Raw genomic sequence first — 16,654 nt, 5'->3', positions numbered from 1 at the left:
TTCATGACTACTGCAAGACTAAAATTAACATGACAAGTCTGGTTTCCCTGGAAAATGTTTCGGTCTCTTTTGGCCAACGCCGCGTCCTCTCTGATGTGTCGCTGGAACTTAAACCTGGAAAAATTTTGACCTTACTTGGGCCGAACGGTGCCGGTAAGTCGACGCTAGTGCGGGTTGTGCTCGGACTGGTAACACCTGATGAAGGTGTTATCAAGCGCCACGGAAAACTGCGCATCGGATATGTGCCGCAGAAGCTGTATCTCGACACCACGTTGCCACTAACTGTAAACCGTTTCTTACGCTTACGCCCCAGTACACATAAAGAAGACATTCTGCCTGCACTGAAACGCGTTCAGGCCGGGCATCTGATTGACGCGCCAATGCAAAAGCTCTCTGGTGGTGAAACGCAGCGTGTATTGTTGGCACGCGCGTTGTTAAATCAACCGCAATTATTAGTGCTGGATGAACCTACTCAGGGCGTGGATGTGAATGGTCAGGTTGCGCTGTACGACCTTATTGACCAACTGCGCCGCGAACTGGATTGCGGCGTTTTAATGGTGTCTCACGATCTGCATCTGGTGATGGCCAAAACCGATGAAGTACTTTGTCTGAATCATCACATCTGTTGTTCCGGCACACCGGAAGTCGTTTCCCTGCATCCGGAATTTATTTCGATGTTCGGACCTCGGGGTGCTGAACAGCTAGGTATCTATCGCCATCATCATAATCACCGCCACGATTTACAGGGGCGAATTATTCTGCGTCGGGGAAATGATCGCTCATGATTGAATTATTATTTCCCGGTTGGTTAGCCGGGATCATGCTGGCCTGTGCTGCAGGTCCGCTGGGTTCGTTTGTTGTCTGGCGTCGTATGTCTTATTTCGGTGACACGCTGGCTCATGCGTCTTTACTGGGAGTCGCGTTTGGTTTGTTACTGGATGTGAATCCTTTCTATGCGGTGATTGCGGTTACGCTGCTGCTGGCGGGCGGCCTGGTATGGCTGGAGAAGCGCCCACAACTTGCGATCGATACGTTATTGGGAATTATGGCGCACAGTGCATTGTCGCTGGGTCTGGTCGTCGTCAGCCTGATGTCTAACATTCGCGTTGACTTGATGGCATACCTGTTCGGTGATTTGCTGGCAGTAACACCGGAAGATCTTATCGCTATTGCGATTGGCGTGGTTATCGTGGTGGCGATTCTGTTCTGGCAATGGCGCAATTTACTGTCGATGACGATTAGCCCGGATCTGGCGTTTGTTGATGGTGTGAAATTACAGCGTGTGAAATTGTTGTTGATGCTGGTGACCGCATTGACGATTGGCGTAGCAATGAAATTTGTTGGCGCGTTGATTATTACCTCGCTGTTGATTATTCCTGCGGCTACTGCGCGCCGTTTTGCCCGCACGCCGGAACAGATGGCTGGTGTCGCTGTTGTAGTAGGAATGGTTGCTGTAACGGGCGGTTTAACATTTTCCGCATTTTACGATACGCCAGCAGGCCCCTCGGTGGTGTTGTGTGCAGCGCTGTTGTTCATTCTCAGTATGATGAAAAAGCAGACCAGCTAAGTTGCGACTGGCACTATACAGTGCCAGTTTCATCAACCAGGCCACCACATTGCGGACATAATCAAAAAAACATACCGTTAAGAACGATCGAACAGTGAGAACATAAATCTGTATATGTTCTGAATGAGACCCGTGTTCGGGTTCGACGAATTAAACGGCTATATTAGCAAATCTCCTTTTACAGCTATTCTCCCTCTCAAAAAAGCGAAATCAGATCAAACCCCTCTCACTTGTGAGGGATATTATCGTCTCTCTGGAAAATGCCCGTACAGGCAGATACATAATCTCTGGAAACTGGTAATAAATACAGTAGTGTGGCACGGCGAAATATATGTATTAGCAGGGAAATATTTATACAAAAAATGGATAATTACCATCAAATGCAATCTTGCGATTAAAGATCATTTCACATCATCAGAAACAGAAAGCGGTATACGGATGATCAATCTTAGGCAGGCCGTTATTAATGTGCTGATAATTCAGATGGCTTTTACCAGAATAGGTAAATAACCTTATATTGAGGTTCATCTTCGTTCCTCACTTGATGGCAAGAAATAACAAAGGTGGTAAACGGCATGCACCTGGCTCATTTGGTGCTAACTGAAACAACATTCTAAAAAGAGCAGCTATGTGTTTGTAACGTGTACAAATCAAGGCGCACATTTGCTTGTAGAGCACTAAGCGCAGGTCATTGCTGCACAAATGGGGCAGATTTCTGCTCAGATGGGTGTCAGACAATAATGGCAATCCACTGGCAATTCTGGATGCTAATTTCAGTTCTGATGCACCAACAATGCCCCATGCACAAAACAAGTAATCCCTTCGGTTTCAGTTGCTCACTGTGCCCAGTCAGGTTTATTGAGTATATGATCCTGCCAGTCGATCACTTCTGATTCTTTCACCGCGATATGACGTACGGAGATTCGCTCACCATGCATTGCCGCTTTCGAACCGGTAATCAGTGGGTGCCACCCAGGCAATGCCTTCCCTTCCGCCAGCAACCGATAAGCACAGGTCATCGGTAGCCATTCGAATGTTGGCAGATTCTCACGGGTTAATTTAATGCAGTCAGGTTCAAACTCGAAGCGGCGTTCGTAGTTACGACATTGACAGGTTTTAATATTAAGCTGACGGCAAGCGACGTTAGTGAAGTAGATTTCGTCAGTATCTTCATCCATCAGTTTATGCAGACAGCACTGACCACAACCATCACACAACGACTCCCATTCTGCATCGCTCATTTCATCCAGGGTTTTACTTTGCCAGAAAGGTATATCGCTCATCAGGTGTTCCGCCATTACGTTAAAACGCACCTTATAACCAGTCTGGCACAGCGTTGCAAGTATTGCCGCCTCTTTCAGGCGGCAAAAAGTATTACAAAACGCGAGTTGTCAACGAATGACTACCGAAAGTGATGATCAGTTCATCACCGCTGTGTAGTGGTCCAACACCATCAGGCGTGCCTGTTAGTACAACGTCACCAGGCTTGAGGGTAAAAAACTTGCTCATATAAGCAATCAGCGGAACGATTTTATGGATCATATCTGCCGTTGTACCCTGTTGACGAACGACACCATTTACACTTAAGCCTAGCGACGTATTTTGTGGATCGCCAGTGAACTCTGCAGCGGGAATAAACCCGGACAGTGGGCAAGAGTTATCAAACCCTTTAGCTTTTTCCCATGGCTGCCCGGCTTTCTTCATCTTTCCCTGAACATCACGTAATGTCAGATCGAGCGCCACACCATAACCGGCAATGGCTTTGCGTACATGCTCTTCCGTGGCCTGGCGTAGCGTCGCGCCGATCAACACCGCCAGTTCAACCTCATGATGAACCGCACCGAAATCAGAGGGGATGGCCAATGGCTGGCGCAGATCGCACAGTGCCGTTTCGGGTTTAATGAACAACACTGGCTCTTCAGGCACTTCACTCCCCATCTCTTTAATATGTTTGGCATAATTACTGCCAACACAGACCACTTTACTCACCGGATAATCCAGCAGCGCACCTTGCCAGTTGTGATGTTGATACATAACGTTCCTCTCACTTCATCGTGGTTCTTAAAACCCGCTCCGACAAATATGGTGCCACCGCCGGATATCGGTTATTTTTTAGTGCTGTCTGTATTTTTCGCCATCACAGAAAGATGTTGCTTCAGCAAATCCTCGGGAGGTGGTGGCAATTGAAGATAATAGCCATGCTCAGCTAATGCCTGTTTAACTTTCTCAATATCGGCATTTACCAGTTTCTTTCTCCCGTCCAATGGAAGAATCATCGCAAGTTGAGGTTGACCAAAACCTTTCATCAGCTCCTCTGGAACACGCGAAAAGTCGTCTTTTTTTTCAACATATAAATAGGTCTGGTCACGTTTGCTACTTCGATAGATCACACAAAACATAATTTTACTCTGAATAAATGGGGGGGTGACTTGCCTCAATATAATCCAGACTATAACATGCCTTATAGTCTTCGTAATATCATCGCACGCTGATGATGATGGTAATTAGCTAATTGAGTAAGGCCAGGATGTCAAACACGCCAATCGAGCTTAAAGGTAGCAGCTTCACCTTATCTGTGGTTCATCTGCATGAGGCAGAACCTAAGGTTATTCATCAGGCGCTGGAAGACAAAATCGCTCAGGCTCCCGCATTTTTAAAGCATGCCCCCATCGTACTCAATGTCAGTGGCCTCGAAGAACAGGTCAACTGGTCTGCAATGCATAAAGCTATCTCGGCAACGGGCTTGCGGATCATTGGTGTCAGTGGCTGCAAAAATGCGAAACTGAAAGCTGAAATCGAAAAAATGGGGTTGCCAATCCTGACTGAAGGAAAGGAAAAAGCGCCGCGTCCAGCTCCTGCCCCCCAGGCTCCTGCGAAAAATACAACGCCGGACACAAAAACGCGCTTAATAGATACCCCAGTGCGTTCCGGTCAGCGCATTTATGCGCCACAATGTGATCTAATTGTTACAAGTCATGTTAGCGCAGGGGCAGAATTGATCGCAGATGGTAACATTCATGTCTATGGCATGATGCGCGGTCGTGCGCTGGCGGGGGCAAGTGGTGATCGGGAAGCACAAATATTTTGTACGAGCCTGATGGCAGAACTGGTCTCTATCGCAGGTGAATACTGGCTGAGTGATAAAATCCCAGCAGAATTTTATGGCAAAGCGGCACGGCTGCAATTAGTCGAAAACGCTTTGACCGTTCAATCGTTAAATTGATCCCTTTTTAACAAGGAATTTTTATGGCACGCATTATTGTTGTTACTTCGGGGAAAGGGGGCGTTGGAAAGACAACCTCCAGCGCGGCCATCGCCACTGGTTTGGCCCAGAAGGGAAAGAAAACTGTCGTGATCGATTTTGATATCGGCTTGCGTAATCTCGACCTGATTATGGGTTGCGAGCGCCGGGTCGTTTACGATTTCGTCAACGTCATTCAGGGCGATGCAACGCTAAATCAGGCTTTAATTAAAGATAAGCGTACTGAAAACCTCTATATTCTTCCGGCATCACAAACTCGCGATAAAGACGCCCTCACCCGCGAAGGGGTCGCCAAAGTTCTTGATGACCTAAAAGCAATGGATTTTGAGTTTATTGTTTGTGACTCACCGGCGGGTATTGAAACCGGTGCATTAATGGCGCTCTATTTCGCAGATGAAGCTATTATAACCACGAACCCGGAAGTCTCATCAGTTCGTGACTCAGACCGTATTTTAGGTATTCTGGCGTCGAAATCCCGTCGAGCAGAAAACGGTGAAGAACCGATTAAAGAGCACCTGCTATTAACGCGCTATAACCCAGGCCGCGTTAACAGAGGCGACATGTTGAGCATGGAAGACGTACTGGAGATCCTGCGCATCAAGCTCGTCGGCGTGATCCCAGAGGATCAATCAGTATTGCGCGCCTCTAACCAGGGGGAACCGGTTATTCTCGATATCAACGCCGATGCGGGTAAAGCCTATGCTGATACCGTAGAACGTCTGTTGGGAGAAGAACGCCCTTTCCGCTTCATTGAAGAAGAGAAGAAAGGTTTCCTCAAACGCTTGTTCGGAGGATAAGTTATGGCATTACTCGATTTCTTTCTCTCACGGAAGAAAAACACGGCCAATATTGCAAAAGAACGGTTGCAAATTATTGTTGCTGAACGCCGGCGCAGCGATGCAGAACCGCACTATCTGCCGCAGTTGCGTAAAGATATTCTTGATGTCATTTGTAAATACGTACAAATCGATCCCGAGATGGTGACTGTTCAGCTTGAGCAAAAAGATGGTGATATTTCCATCCTTGAGCTTAACGTGACCTTGCCGGAAGCAGAAGAGCTGAAATAAGCCGTATTAGCTCAGACCTGATCTGACAGTTACCGGTGATTTATACAGGTATCTGTCAGATTACATCCGATTTAAGTTTTCTCTGCCTAGCTACCCCCTTCCCCGCCAAACAGATTCACATTACTGCCGCCAGAAGATAATCACTTACATTACGTTTTCTGATAAATATTGTTCACATATAAATTACACAATAATATTGATATTTCAGATCACCTTACCTTTACAATACTACGTTAACATTTGATGACATTTCTTGAATAAACATTTCAAATCAATGAGTTAATTGTTATTTAAGATTATTCCCATTCAAGCAAAAACCATAATTCTTATTATACAAACCGCGCTCATTTTGAATTATCTGAATAATAGAGAGCGTTCTTTAGTTAAGCTGCTCTTAATTGAAGACGAAATTATTGTGTGTGCAACTTACTAAATACCGGACATCTAAGTTGAAGAAAAAAATACTCGCCTTAGGGCTTATCTCAGCATTGCTCTGCTCCGCGCCAGCGATGGCGGATATGAATCGCACCACGAAAGGTGCACTGTTAGGCGCAGGCGTTGGTTTACTGACTGGCAATGGTGTTAATGGCGTACTGAAAGGTGCTGCTGTGGGCGCTGGCGTTGGTGCAGTAACAGAAAAAGGCCACGATGGTAAAAATGCCCGTAAAGGCGCAAAAGTGGGTGCCGCCGTTGGCGCGGTCACTGGCGTTCTGACCGGCAATGGTCTTGAAGGCGCAATTAAAGGTGCCGTAATTGGCGGTACGGGTGGTGCAATTCTGGGTAAAATGAAATAAGGAATGATGATGAAAAAATTTGCTTTACTGGCGGGGCTGTTCGTCTTCGCACCAATGACCTGGGCTCAGGACTATAATATTAAGAATGGTTTGCCAGCAGAAACCTATATTACCTGCGCAGAAGCCAACGAAATGGCAAAAACTGACAGCGCACAGGTTGCAGATATCGTTGCGGTAATGGGTAACGCCAGCGTTACCAGCCGTGATTTAAAGATTGAGCAATCACCGGAACTGAGTGCCAAAGTGGTAGAAAAACTGAATCAGGTTTGTGCCAAAGATCCGCAAATGCTGTTAATTACCGCAATTGATGACACCATGCGTGCCATCGGTAAAAAATAATCGATAATGTAGCACCGCGCCGATTGATTCGACGCGGTGTATTTTTAGCGGGTGAACAGACTTACAGACAATACTGAAGCACTGATTATTTATTTTGGTGATTTTATTGATTTAGTTTTTTATTCTTCACAAAAACTATTTCCCTGCAATCATATTCGTATACGCGTTACTCACCGCTAAAGCAATTCCTCAAATTAAACCCGGATAGTTTTTCAGTTTTAACGATTAATTATTCAATGATTGGACTTATAAACACGCCTGATCAAATATTCTATAAGTCCAGATTATCAAAATATAATGAAAAAGATTAATGTTGATCCCTTTGACTTACAAACTTTTCTCTTAATCGGTTAAGTAAATTGATCACCAACCAAACAAGTGCATTGATTAAATTTATGGTAACCAGCACTTCTCCCAGCCAGATGCTGGGTTTGGCGACCAGGATCACCAGAATGGTGATCAGCATAAACGCGATGGAGAAGATGATATACAAAGTGAAATAATCCAGGCTATTACTATTGTTCATGCTACTGACGGCGATCCTGAAAACAATTTCAGATAATTATAGCAAACAAAATAATGAACAATAGTAACAAGACGCAACGAGCTAATTATCTGTCTACAATTGCACCACCACAGAGTCTTTTTGATCATTTTTTAGTCAGGCATCATCATGCTACGTGAATTAGTACTTATTCACTCAACAACCACCTTCACCCTCGGTTTTGAGAGAATAATTTTGACTAACTCAATATACGTCACCGGTTTATAGAAATAGTACCCCTGCTGAAACGTGATATTATTTTTGTTCAGGTAATCGAGTTGCTCCTTCGTTTCGACACCTTCGGCAACAATACTGATAGAAAGTTTGCGCGCCAGATCCAGCACACAGTCCAGAATTCGGGTGGAATCTGGATCTGCGTTGACCCGACCAACGAAACTGTGATCAATCTTAATATAATCGATGTGCAGATCATGGAGATAAGAAAGTCCCGAGTACCCCGTACCAAAATCATCCAGCGCAATGACAAAGCCATTTTCATGCAGAATATTTAGTCGCTGGACAAGGTTTTCATCAACATGCAAAGCTTCACGCTCAGTAACCTCAAGAACGAGATTCAAATCATGGCGCGTGAAGCTGTCCCGGTATTTCAGACACTCTTCAACAAACGTAGGTGAAATAATATGTGAGGCGCTAAAATTAATCCCTACATGGAAACCTTCCGGCAGTTTACTTGCGATCGCGTTCATTTGTGTGGCGACCTGGTTCATCAGACTTTGGGTGAGCGGAACTATCAACCCTGATTTTTCAGCAAGTGGAATAAATGCTGCGGGTGAAATATATCCTCCGCGAGGATGTTTCCACCTGGCAAGTACTTCTACGCCGCGTAATGTCCCTTCCCGGCCATTAACCACGGGTTGGTAAAAAGGTACAATTTCACCATTGCTTATTGCTCTACGCAGGATCTCTTCAGGTGTGTCACTCTTGTTAAAATATTTATCAAGCAAAAAAGCAGCAGAACAGGAGATTAACAGGCTGAATATCAAAATACCCAAGCCTTTATCGATAAGTCTGGTGAAATTAAATAGTGGCGGTTGGTTATAGATAATACTGAAATGATATTCTGTGGAATTTACCCGTCCAGAAAATTGATGGCTGCCATTGAGAGTTGTCACATCTCCTGACGGTCCAATAATGCTATTCCCCACGCGCAAAGTATATTTCACCCCCTTCAACGGCACATTGAGCGCCCCGCGGATATGCTGGTCACTAATTGTCACCAGGATACGCGTATCAGCGAATTGAATCTGATAAAGGAGGATGGGTAATCTATTTACGGTGTCGATCGCCGGAGCCAATAGCAAATTGTTGTCAGATATAACAGGAATAAGGGATAGCAGAACCCGATTACCTGGTAGCGATGTACACCAGACTGCACCTTGTTTGAGAATGATGATCGTCCGCAGATGTGGTTTCAGCGCAGCCTCTGTACCTAGTTGGTATTGTTCATCCAGATCGCACCTCTTCCCGGCAATTTTCATTGCCGTTCGAGTCGCCTGTGACGCTTCCTCAAGAATATGATTAATGTTGTTAGCGGCGTACCTCGCCCCCGCCAGGCTCTCTGCTTTTGCGGAATACCAGAGCTGAAAATTCAAAATAGACACACCAGTAAGAAACAAGCACACCGCAACGAGGATGGGGATAAGTGTATTGCGCATTTGCGTGTCCCGGGGCCATTATTTTGTGTTCATTCGCTCAATCTGGCGTCTACAAAGAGCATGGTAGAGAGAACCAGAAATATCCATACTCTTGATGAAATTTTGCCCTCTATGCCGTAACTTAAAGCAGAGAAAAAGCATTGGACAACAAAACGGAACAAGAATATTGGTCAGGCAAAGTTCTCTGTGTCCCCTTCACTTTTATACATAAGCTATCAATAAGTAAGGATATGATGAACTGGCACAACGTCGATGGGGCCTCGCTGGTAAGGTGGGTGTTAATTTTCCAGTACGTGCCCCCGCGTCTTTTCTTCGATAGCGGCGGCTCCAGATCATAAGATGGAGATGCCAGACCATGTCGCTCAATAGCCACATCCCAAATCAGCACCAATACATACAGCAAAATCACTAGAATGAATGTGAAACACGGATAGCAGTAATATAAGCCTTACACGTTAAAACAAGAAAAATAACTTTTTCTGATGAACTTACCTAACCAATTAGAATTAAAAAGAAATCACTAATCGCTATATTTAGCAAGTCGGACTATAGGGACAATATAATACAGACTCTGGTTACATAAGACGTTCACTTTTCACAAACCACCACGTTACAAATTGTAAAGATTAACTCTTCCAGTTTGCATTCAACTTGTCTGGTCATATCTAAATAGATATGTAAAATTGATAACGGCTGGTAATCATTCAATACTCGCACTATAGAAAGTTCGCCAGCCTGCCGCAGGCACGTGCTTTCATATGACGTGTCTGCGGTTTCGTTGTGATATTTAAATAGTAGTACTGGTGAATTATGAGCAATCCGAATCCATGCATGACGTGTGGTGCCTGTTGTGCATTTTTCCGCGTCTCTTTTTACTGGGCCGAAGCTGATGATGCAGGCGGCACCATACCGGCTCATCTGACTGAGCAGATATCCCCTTACCACCGATGTATGCGCGGTACTAACCAGAAGAATCCACGCTGTGTTGCCCTGGCTGGAACGCCTGGAAAAAACGCCTGCTGCACAATATACAAGAATCGCTCATCCACATGTAGAGAATTCGCCATGTCTGGCGAGCATGGAGAAATTAATGAGGCATGTAATCGCGCCCGAGCTAAATATGGGCTACCGCCAATTTAAAACCGCGCCTCCTTAATAAGGCATTCAGGTGTCAAAATCAACCATACCGCGACATTATTGTTGCGGTTTAATTATTAACAATGAAAAATGAAATCATAAAATAACGCATCGACAATAATTAACATCGTTAAAATTAAATATCCTTGCGTGAAAATAGAATATTTTATATTCCCATAGACGAATTTTTTCATGTTATGATATAATATAATACGATGAAAAAACACAAGTTATCAACTTGTCGGTAATGTAAATAAATTTCGAGGAGATCATTCCAGTGGGACGTAAATGGGCCAATATTGTTGCTAAAAAAACGGCTAAAGACGGTGCAACGTCTAAAATATATGCAAAATTCGGTGTAGAAATCTATGCTGCAGCTAAACAAGGTGAACCAGACCCTGAATTAAATACATCTTTAAAATTCGTTATTGAGCGTGCGAAGCAGGCACAAGTTCCAAAACACGTCATTGATAAAGCAATTGATAAAGCTAAAGGTGGCGGAGATGAAACGTTCGTACAAGGACGTTATGAAGGTTTTGGCCCCAATGGTTCAATGATTATCGCCGAAACGTTAACTTCAAATGTTAACCGCACGATTGCTAATGTTCGCACAATTTTCAACAAAAAAGGCGGAAATATCGGAGCGGCAGGTTCTGTCAGCTATATGTTTGACAATACTGGAGTGATTGTATTTAAAGGAACAGATCCTGACCATATTTTTGAAATTTTGCTTGATGCTGAAGTTGATGTTCGCGATGTGACCGAAGAAGAAGGAAATATCGTTATTTATACTGAGCCTACAGACCTTCACAAAGGAATTGCAGCGCTAAAAGCAGCCGGAATTACTGAGTTCTCAACAACAGAATTAGAAATGATTGCTCAATCAGAAGTTGAGCTTTCACCAGAAGATTTAGAAATCTTTGAGGGACTTGTTGATGCCCTTGAAGATGATGATGATGTTCAAAAAGTATATCATAACGTTGCAAATCTCTAATTATGAATTTAAGAAATCTGCCTTTATGGCAGATTTCTTCACCTTATCTTAGATTTACCTAAAAACTCCGCATTAAATCCAGTACCTCTACCGCTCCCGGCATGTTAAGGCATTAGCGCTTTCTGATTTCAGTGATGTAGGTAATGGCAGCATGTTCAACAAAATTGGACACGTCGTCATAGGCTTCTTTACCGACGGGAGAATTGAATGCCGCGATAGCGTCTTCAAGTGAGTCGAACCACAGTTCGGAGAAACCGTCGACGGGGGAATCGGGATATTTTTCCCGATCAATGGGGTTGAGTACATAACCTTTTAAGCCGGGGAGTCTGAGCGCTATCGCTGTATGTACCTCATCCCAGTATTTAACAAAATCGTCGAAGCTCTGTCCTTTTTTACGGGTAAGAAAGCCCACATGTTTGAAACCGTTAGCAGATGACATCATATTCTCCTCTGTATTAATTCATGTTTTTGTAAAACTGGCCGGCGAAATCCGGCATCGTCTTGCAATTTAGATGAAGCGTAATAGAGAAGGTGACTATGGCTGTTTTTCTTCGTGCGATAAACACGCTTTCACTCGTCTCTGAGCAGACATAGATTCTACAAATCGTTTTCAATTTATTGTAAAATAAATCTATGTATACAGGGCTAATACCTCTCACGGACAATTATGAGAAGAACAGATCATCTGGGGGGAATTACGGCTTTTGTCGCCACAGCCCAGCAAGGAAGTTTTACGGCAGCAGCAGAAAAGCTGGGGCTGACAAAGTCTGCCATAGGAAAAAGCGTCAGTCGTCTGGAAGACCGCCTCGGGTTGAAGCTTTTTCAACGTTCCACCCGTCGGTTGAGCCTGACGCCTGATGGCGAGCGTTTTCTTGCCAGTTGCCAGAGCGCAATAGATATCCTGGAGCAGGCTGAGGCGGAACTGACGTCACATACCTGCCAGCCCTCCGGGCGCCTGCGGGTAGATTTACCTGCAGCCTTCGGACGACAGCGCATCCTTCCTATCCTGCTTGATATCACCCGACGCTACCCCGAACTGGCGTTGACCGTTACGTTCAGCGAGCGGTTCGTTGACCTGATTGATGAGGGGATCGATCTTGTCGTTCGCATTGGTGAGCTGTCAGACAGCAGTGGGCTGGTTGCCAGAAGACTGACAACCCAGAAGCTGGTGATCTGCGCCTCTCCAGATTATCTGTTCAACCACGGCGAGCCTGTCAGTATCGATGACCTGAATCACCATCAGTGCGTTGTCGGCTTTCGCCGTAACCAGCCTGTTTCGTGGTTGCTGAAAGAGGGGGATGGTCAAATCAGCCGCTTTGTCCCTCCGCCGACCCATGAGTTTGCCGATGGTGACGCGATGCTCGCTGCTACCCTGGCGGGAGGGGGATTGTCGCAACTCCCCCTCTGGTTGGTGGGCAGATATCTCGACGAGGGTAAATTGCGGGAAGTGCTGCCCGGACACTCCGGCGGGGAGATGCCTATCAGCGCGCTGTGGCCAAAAAGCCGCCAACTGCTGCCCAAAATCCGCTATGTAGTGGATACCCTGGTCAGGGCTGCGGAAGACGGCCTGCTTGATTAATTATTCCCTGCTATCGGACCAGAAGGGGTAATCTGTATAGCCTTTTTCATCTCCGCCGTACATCGTTGCCCGGTTAACGTCATTCAACGGCCAGTCATTAACCATTCGTTCCACAAGATCCGGGTTCGCAATGTAAGGCCGACCAAAACCAATCAGGTCAGCTTTCCCCTCCTGGAGATATGCTTCGGCACGCTGCTTATCAAAGCCACCGGTAATAATCAAAGGTCCGGAATAAGCTGCACGAAATTTTTCAATAAACCCGGCAGGGATGGCCTGTTCTCCCAGTGTTTGCTGGTCGCTCAGATGAACATACGAGAGAGAACGGGCGCTGAGTTTATCAGCAAGCATCAGCCAGGTTTCTTCCTCGCCATCAAAAGGACGCATGTCAAACAGACGCCCGAAGGGAGCCAGGCGGATACCCGTTTTACCTGAGCCGATGGCCGTAGAGATTGCGTCAGTCACTTCCAGAACAAAGCGCAGGCGATTGTCAGTATCCGCGCCACCGTACTCATCCTTGCGAGTATTCAGCCCACCATTAATAAACTGCTCAAGCAGATAGCCATTGGCGGCGTGGATCTCAACACCATCAAAGCCCGCCCGAATAGCATTTTTAGCGGCCTGAACGTAATCCTGCACCACGGCTTTAATCTCGGGGCTCGACAGCGCACGGGGTTCCGATACCGGAACCGGACCGGGTTTGCCGTTTTCGTCGCGTGCGTAGCAGGTGGAATTATTGGCTTTAACTGCCACCGAACTGACGGGGGCCTGTCCATTAGCCTGCAAACTTGTGTGAGAAATTCGCCCGACGTGCCAAAGTTGAATATAAATTTTTCCGCCAGCGTCGTGGACCGCTTTTGTAACTTTTCCCCATCCCTGCACCTGAGCATCGCTGTAGATTCCGGGAGTGAAAAGATAACCCTGTCCCTGGACGGAGATTTGCGATCCTTCTGTAATAATGAGCCCTGCAGATGCGCGCTGCTGATAATATTTTGCAGTCAGTTCATCTGGAGTATCGTCTGAAATTGCCCGTGAGCGGGTCATTGGTGCCATAACGACGCGATTTGCCAAGTTAGTGTCACCGACCTGAAACGGGGTAAATAATTTTTCCATTTTTATCTCCTTTACTGGAGGAAGTATGATGGTCTCAACGACGTAATAAAAAAACAGCACTCTGGTCCGAACTAAGTAGACATAATTTCTACATTTAGTGTTCTCTCAGTATTAAGCCGTCATATTTTTGTTTTTAGGTGATGTCCCACGTGGAGATAAAGCCTGCCGCAAAGTTGATGAAGGCTCAGTACATCTGCTTCTGGCACATAACAGTCTTCCAGACAGCGGTCGATATATTCACTCGGCCTCGTATCAGTTCATCCAGTGCGGTTGCTTTGTTCATGCCTTTGATGATGTCCCGTTTCAGGAAATCAATATGCCGGTTATCCAGCTCAAGAAAATGCTGCTGCACCACAGGGGTATTCCGTCGAGAATACTGGCAATTTCACCTGCAATCCGTGAAAGCACAAAAGTACAAAATGCGGTTTCCACCACTTCAGCAGAGTCTCTGGTATTTTCAGCTCCTGTGCGTCGGTCTGCGCACGTGTAAGTTCTGAATAGTACGGACATTCGCACCAAAAATGTCAGCCGACTGCTTTTTGTTGACTTCCATTGTTCATTCCACGGAAAAAACAGAGAAGGAAGCGGCAGAGGCCAAAAAGCCCATTTTCAGTAACTGTCGTTTCCTTTCTTTTTAGGCGGTGTTTTAAATAAAAACATTAAGTTACTGTGAAGAAGAACGAAACGCCTTAAACCGGAAAATTTTCATAAATAGAGAAAACCCGCGCGCCTTCCCCCGTAGTCTGCCGGATTGCCGGAAAGGGCCTGCAAAATTTTAGTCACCAAGTCCAGTTATAAGAGGAGCATTCCTGTCTCATATTCTCTTTTTCTGCTCCTCACTCTGAGGGAAATAACGATTTTTGGAAGTAATAGCAACCGCAACAGTCTTGCGTAATGATGGCGGCATCATTCATCTCTCGCAGTCTTACGCCTCTCTTCTTTAATCTTGAAATGTGACGGAGTTCATTTATCGAGTAACGGCAATGCCCAGAAACCAGCATTACAGGCCGATGTGCCACAGGCGACACGCCAGTTGTTATTATCAATGGATTTCATATCCTCACCCCGATGTGCGCGAATGGTGCAGTATGTTTGAAAAGGTCGGAGTCTACGGGTTAGTTTTTACAGCAAACATTGTTCACAACAACACTAAAAAACAGAAATTTAAAATAATAGGGTTAAAAACCATGTATTAAATAATAATGCGCGATATGTTTTGTTATTTAGTGTATTGTATACGACCATTTACACAGGAAAAGCCTATGTCAGAACGTAAAGACTCAAAATCACGCCGTAATTATCTCGTTAAATGCTCCTGCCCAAACTGCACCCAAGAATCAGAACACAGTTTTTCCAGAGTACAAAAAGGTGCCCTTTTAATCTGCCCTCATTGCAACAAAGTATTCCAAACAAATCTTAAAGCTGTTGCCTGATTTTTGATTACTTATCAAGAGCTTTGATATTTTAATAATATATTTAAATCAGATAAGAAAAAACCCGCCTGAGCGGGTTTGAGATTGTGGTGCTTTTTGTGGGAGTCACCCACTTACGCACTTTGTTTTACTATGCCAGCAGTTAGCTTCTGCTATTAAACTATTCATACAGCAGACCTGTACTTCACCACAAAATGGGATTCTATATCCATTACTCTATCTGCATCTCTACTCAGGCATCAGCCATCTTCGTTATCGTATACAGTCGAGTCCTGGATTTTAATCGGTAATTATAACATTTGCTGCCGCAGGACCTTTAGCACCACTCTCTACAGAGAAGGTAACCTTTTGACCTTCAAATAAGGTTCGATAATTATCATTCTGAATCGCAGAAAAATGCACAAACACATCTTTACTACCATCAACAGGAGAAATAAAGCCGAAACCTTTATCAGCGTTAAACCATTTTACTAAACCAGTCATTTTATTTGACATTCTACATTCCTTAACTTGAGCCTTTCGGCATAAATGGTTTGTATAACAGAAACGACTTCGTGCTTAATTGGAGAGACTCAAAGAAGGAATATGTGAATAACACCTGAAATGAGAACTGCTTTAGTAAACTACTTCGTATATCGTCTGTTCTTCAAACCGACGCAATCATTAACGCATAGTTGTACACATAGAAGCAATGTTTATTTTAGACATCCAGCCACCCCCTCCAATTTAAAACACAAAAAACTCTCATTAGCGGGTTTTCTACTTTTTCTCAACACCGGATATACAAAGCCCATCGTTGAGAAAATCTCACCCATGTTTTTTGAAGCAAAAAGCAAGCATCATGCCGCCATCTTCGCTGAAAATTATTTATATTGTCAATTTCCTTAACTGCACCTCACATACGCTTCTTCCTGCCAGCACTTTGTAACCAGTTTATCAATAACGTCAGCATATCCTTTATCCCATTGATAATCCGTCATGTCTGGAACCAGCTTCTGGACATGACATCGCACCTGGGGGGCGGTAAACGACTAAACCAATTTCCATTGCAACGTCCGCACATCTTATAAACAGGCACGCCATGAAGCCGGATTCTTTTTTATCCAGGATGTAGTGGCATAGTGGATTTGGCCACCTGAATAGAGGTGATAT

At 44.9% G+C, this 16,654-nt stretch carries 20 protein-coding genes and 3 pseudogenes; 12 read left to right on the top strand and 11 right to left on the bottom strand.

Going from position 1 to position 16,654, the window contains the following annotated elements; genetic code table 11:
* Positions 1-29 precede the first annotated feature (29 nt).
* Positions 30-785 carry a zinc ABC transporter ATP-binding protein ZnuC gene (znuC, locus tag A1WG_RS03395; RefSeq protein WP_001516255.1) on the top strand — a complete coding sequence of 252 codons (756 nt, stop codon included), beginning with the start codon at positions 30-32 and terminating at the stop codon, positions 783-785.
* A complete protein-coding gene (gene znuB, locus A1WG_RS03400; protein WP_000571466.1) occupies positions 782-1,567 on the top strand; it encodes a zinc ABC transporter permease subunit ZnuB in 786 nt (261 codons plus the stop codon). The genes znuC and znuB overlap by 4 nt, the downstream gene beginning before the upstream one ends.
* Positions 1,568-2,403: 836 nt before the next feature.
* Here the strand turns inward: znuB and A1WG_RS03405 are convergent.
* The 3 genes from A1WG_RS03405 to A1WG_RS03415 all read right to left on the bottom strand — a co-directional run bounded on the left by A1WG_RS03405 (position 2,404) and on the right by A1WG_RS03415 (position 3,966).
* Positions 2,404-2,850, bottom strand: coding sequence for a YcgN family cysteine cluster protein (locus tag A1WG_RS03405; RefSeq protein ID WP_001516253.1), 447 nt, complete (start codon positions 2,848-2,850; stop codon positions 2,404-2,406).
* A 91-nt stretch (positions 2,851-2,941) separates the two neighbouring features.
* Positions 2,942-3,601, bottom strand: a complete 660-nt coding sequence (locus tag A1WG_RS03410; protein WP_000284291.1) for a fumarylacetoacetate hydrolase family protein — start codon at positions 3,599-3,601, stop codon at positions 2,942-2,944.
* Between the two features lie 71 nt (positions 3,602-3,672).
* Complete coding sequence (locus tag A1WG_RS03415; protein WP_001516252.1) at positions 3,673-3,966, bottom strand: YcgL domain-containing protein; 294 nt, start codon at positions 3,964-3,966, stop codon at positions 3,673-3,675.
* A 128-nt stretch (positions 3,967-4,094) separates the two neighbouring features.
* On the opposite strand from A1WG_RS03415, the gene minC reads away from it, so the two are divergent.
* The 6 genes from minC (at position 4,095) to A1WG_RS03440 (ending at position 7,029) form a co-directional block, all read left to right on the top strand.
* Positions 4,095-4,790 carry a septum site-determining protein MinC gene (minC, locus tag A1WG_RS03420; RefSeq protein ID WP_001516251.1) on the top strand — a complete coding sequence of 232 codons (696 nt, stop codon included), beginning with the start codon at positions 4,095-4,097 and terminating at the stop codon, positions 4,788-4,790.
* Between the two features lie 23 nt (positions 4,791-4,813).
* Positions 4,814-5,626, top strand: a complete 813-nt coding sequence (gene minD, locus A1WG_RS03425) for a septum site-determining protein MinD (protein WP_000101053.1) — start codon at positions 4,814-4,816, stop codon at positions 5,624-5,626.
* 3 nt (positions 5,627-5,629) lie between these two features.
* Entirely contained in the window at positions 5,630-5,896 is a 267-nt protein-coding gene (gene minE, locus A1WG_RS03430; protein WP_001185664.1) for a cell division topological specificity factor MinE, read from the top strand.
* 283 nt (positions 5,897-6,179) lie between these two features.
* Entirely contained in the window at positions 6,180-6,329 is a 150-nt protein-coding gene (locus tag A1WG_RS25425) for a hypothetical protein (RefSeq protein WP_410054395.1), read from the top strand.
* Between the two features lie 16 nt (positions 6,330-6,345).
* On the top strand, positions 6,346-6,690 hold the full coding sequence (locus A1WG_RS03435; RefSeq protein WP_000726984.1) for a YMGG-like glycine zipper-containing protein: 345 nt from the start codon (positions 6,346-6,348) through the stop codon (positions 6,688-6,690).
* Between the two features lie 3 nt (positions 6,691-6,693).
* Entirely contained in the window at positions 6,694-7,029 is a 336-nt protein-coding gene (locus A1WG_RS03440) for a YmgD family protein (RefSeq protein WP_000979974.1), read from the top strand.
* Positions 7,030-7,336: 307 nt separating this feature from the next.
* Here the strand turns inward: A1WG_RS03440 and ymgF are convergent, their stop codons facing one another.
* The 3 genes and pseudogenes from ymgF to A1WG_RS25420 form a co-directional block, all read right to left on the bottom strand.
* Positions 7,337-7,555, bottom strand: coding sequence for a cell division-associated protein YmgF (gene ymgF, locus A1WG_RS03445; protein ID WP_001065870.1), 219 nt, complete (start codon positions 7,553-7,555; stop codon positions 7,337-7,339).
* A gap of 170 nt (positions 7,556-7,725) precedes the next feature.
* Positions 7,726-9,249: a cyclic diguanylate phosphodiesterase gene (locus A1WG_RS03450; RefSeq protein WP_001516248.1), complete on the bottom strand. Its 1,524-nt coding sequence runs from the start codon at positions 9,247-9,249 to the stop codon at positions 7,726-7,728.
* 672 nt (positions 9,250-9,921) lie between these two features.
* Positions 9,922-10,007: pseudogene (locus A1WG_RS25420) on the bottom strand (capsid protein); the annotation flags it as partial.
* Between the two features lie 52 nt (positions 10,008-10,059).
* On the opposite strand from A1WG_RS25420, the gene A1WG_RS0122340 reads away from it, so the two are divergent.
* Both A1WG_RS0122340 and A1WG_RS03455 read left to right on the top strand, forming a co-directional pair.
* Positions 10,060-10,389: a YkgJ family cysteine cluster protein gene (locus A1WG_RS0122340; RefSeq protein WP_010376212.1), complete on the top strand. Its 330-nt coding sequence runs from the start codon at positions 10,060-10,062 to the stop codon at positions 10,387-10,389.
* A gap of 274 nt (positions 10,390-10,663) precedes the next feature.
* The gene (locus A1WG_RS03455) at positions 10,664-11,380 is read left to right on the top strand and encodes a YebC/PmpR family DNA-binding transcriptional regulator (RefSeq protein WP_000532916.1); all 717 of its coding nucleotides are present in this window, start codon (positions 10,664-10,666) and stop codon (positions 11,378-11,380) included.
* Positions 11,381-11,492: 112 nt separating this feature from the next.
* On the opposite strand, the gene A1WG_RS03460 is transcribed toward A1WG_RS03455, so the two are convergent.
* The gene (locus tag A1WG_RS03460) at positions 11,493-11,819 is read right to left on the bottom strand and encodes an EthD family reductase (RefSeq protein ID WP_001516246.1); all 327 of its coding nucleotides are present in this window, start codon (positions 11,817-11,819) and stop codon (positions 11,493-11,495) included.
* A 228-nt stretch (positions 11,820-12,047) separates the two neighbouring features.
* Between A1WG_RS03460 and A1WG_RS03465 the strand changes: the two genes are divergently transcribed.
* Positions 12,048-12,959: a LysR family transcriptional regulator gene (locus tag A1WG_RS03465; RefSeq protein ID WP_001516245.1), complete on the top strand. Its 912-nt coding sequence runs from the start codon at positions 12,048-12,050 to the stop codon at positions 12,957-12,959.
* On the opposite strand, the gene A1WG_RS03470 is transcribed toward A1WG_RS03465, so the two are convergent.
* Both A1WG_RS03470 and A1WG_RS0122335 read right to left on the bottom strand, forming a co-directional pair.
* Entirely contained in the window at positions 12,960-14,069 is a 1,110-nt protein-coding gene (locus tag A1WG_RS03470) for an alkene reductase (RefSeq protein ID WP_001516244.1), read from the bottom strand.
* Positions 14,070-14,253: 184 nt separating this feature from the next.
* Positions 14,254-14,560: pseudogene (locus A1WG_RS0122335) on the bottom strand (terminase small subunit); the annotation flags it as partial.
* A gap of 771 nt (positions 14,561-15,331) precedes the next feature.
* Between A1WG_RS0122335 and ynfU the strand changes: the two are divergent.
* Entirely contained in the window at positions 15,332-15,502 is a 171-nt protein-coding gene (gene ynfU / locus A1WG_RS25010) for a putative zinc-binding protein YnfU (protein ID WP_001405948.1), read from the top strand.
* A gap of 279 nt (positions 15,503-15,781) precedes the next feature.
* Here the strand turns inward: ynfU and cspB are convergent, their stop codons facing one another.
* A complete protein-coding gene (gene cspB / locus A1WG_RS03475) occupies positions 15,782-15,997 on the bottom strand; it encodes a cold shock-like protein CspB (RefSeq protein WP_000066486.1) in 216 nt (71 codons plus the stop codon).
* 372 nt (positions 15,998-16,369) lie between these two features.
* Positions 16,370-16,601: pseudogene (locus A1WG_RS23795) on the bottom strand (antitermination protein); the annotation flags it as partial.
* Positions 16,602-16,654: the final 53 nt, after the last annotated feature.

Source organism: Escherichia sp. KTE96 (assembly GCF_000408525.1).
GTDB classification, from domain to species: domain Bacteria; phylum Pseudomonadota; class Gammaproteobacteria; order Enterobacterales; family Enterobacteriaceae; genus Escherichia; species Escherichia marmotae.
Note: the sequence above shows the minus strand (reverse complement) of the source record. Positions and strands in the feature narration are given on the sequence as shown.

Excerpts from the sequence above, each read along its gene's own strand:
- znuC (WP_001516255.1), top strand. The coding sequence starts at position 30 with ATGACAAGTCTGGTTTCCCTGGAAAATGTTTCGGTCTCTTTTGGCCAA.
- znuB (WP_000571466.1), top strand. The coding sequence starts at position 782 with ATGATTGAATTATTATTTCCCGGTTGGTTAGCCGGGATCATGCTGGCC.
- A1WG_RS03405 (WP_001516253.1), bottom strand. The coding sequence starts at position 2,850 with ATGAGCGATATACCTTTCTGGCAAAGTAAAACCCTGGATGAAATGAGC.
- A1WG_RS03410 (WP_000284291.1), bottom strand. The coding sequence starts at position 3,601 with ATGTATCAACATCACAACTGGCAAGGTGCGCTGCTGGATTATCCGGTG.
- A1WG_RS03415 (WP_001516252.1), bottom strand. The coding sequence starts at position 3,966 with ATGTTTTGTGTGATCTATCGAAGTAGCAAACGTGACCAGACCTATTTA.
- minC (WP_001516251.1), top strand. The coding sequence starts at position 4,095 with ATGTCAAACACGCCAATCGAGCTTAAAGGTAGCAGCTTCACCTTATCT.
- minD (WP_000101053.1), top strand. The coding sequence starts at position 4,814 with ATGGCACGCATTATTGTTGTTACTTCGGGGAAAGGGGGCGTTGGAAAG.
- minE (WP_001185664.1), top strand. The coding sequence starts at position 5,630 with ATGGCATTACTCGATTTCTTTCTCTCACGGAAGAAAAACACGGCCAAT.
- A1WG_RS03440 (WP_000979974.1), top strand. The coding sequence starts at position 6,694 with ATGATGATGAAAAAATTTGCTTTACTGGCGGGGCTGTTCGTCTTCGCA.
- ymgF (WP_001065870.1), bottom strand. The coding sequence starts at position 7,555 with ATGAACAATAGTAATAGCCTGGATTATTTCACTTTGTATATCATCTTC.
- A1WG_RS03450 (WP_001516248.1), bottom strand. The coding sequence starts at position 9,249 with ATGCGCAATACACTTATCCCCATCCTCGTTGCGGTGTGCTTGTTTCTT.
- A1WG_RS0122340 (WP_010376212.1), top strand. The coding sequence starts at position 10,060 with ATGAGCAATCCGAATCCATGCATGACGTGTGGTGCCTGTTGTGCATTT.
- A1WG_RS03460 (WP_001516246.1), bottom strand. The coding sequence starts at position 11,819 with ATGTCATCTGCTAACGGTTTCAAACATGTGGGCTTTCTTACCCGTAAA.
- A1WG_RS03465 (WP_001516245.1), top strand. The coding sequence starts at position 12,048 with ATGAGAAGAACAGATCATCTGGGGGGAATTACGGCTTTTGTCGCCACA.
- A1WG_RS03470 (WP_001516244.1), bottom strand. The coding sequence starts at position 14,069 with ATGGAAAAATTATTTACCCCGTTTCAGGTCGGTGACACTAACTTGGCA.
- ynfU (WP_001405948.1), top strand. The coding sequence starts at position 15,332 with ATGTCAGAACGTAAAGACTCAAAATCACGCCGTAATTATCTCGTTAAA.
- cspB (WP_000066486.1), bottom strand. The coding sequence starts at position 15,997 with ATGTCAAATAAAATGACTGGTTTAGTAAAATGGTTTAACGCTGATAAA.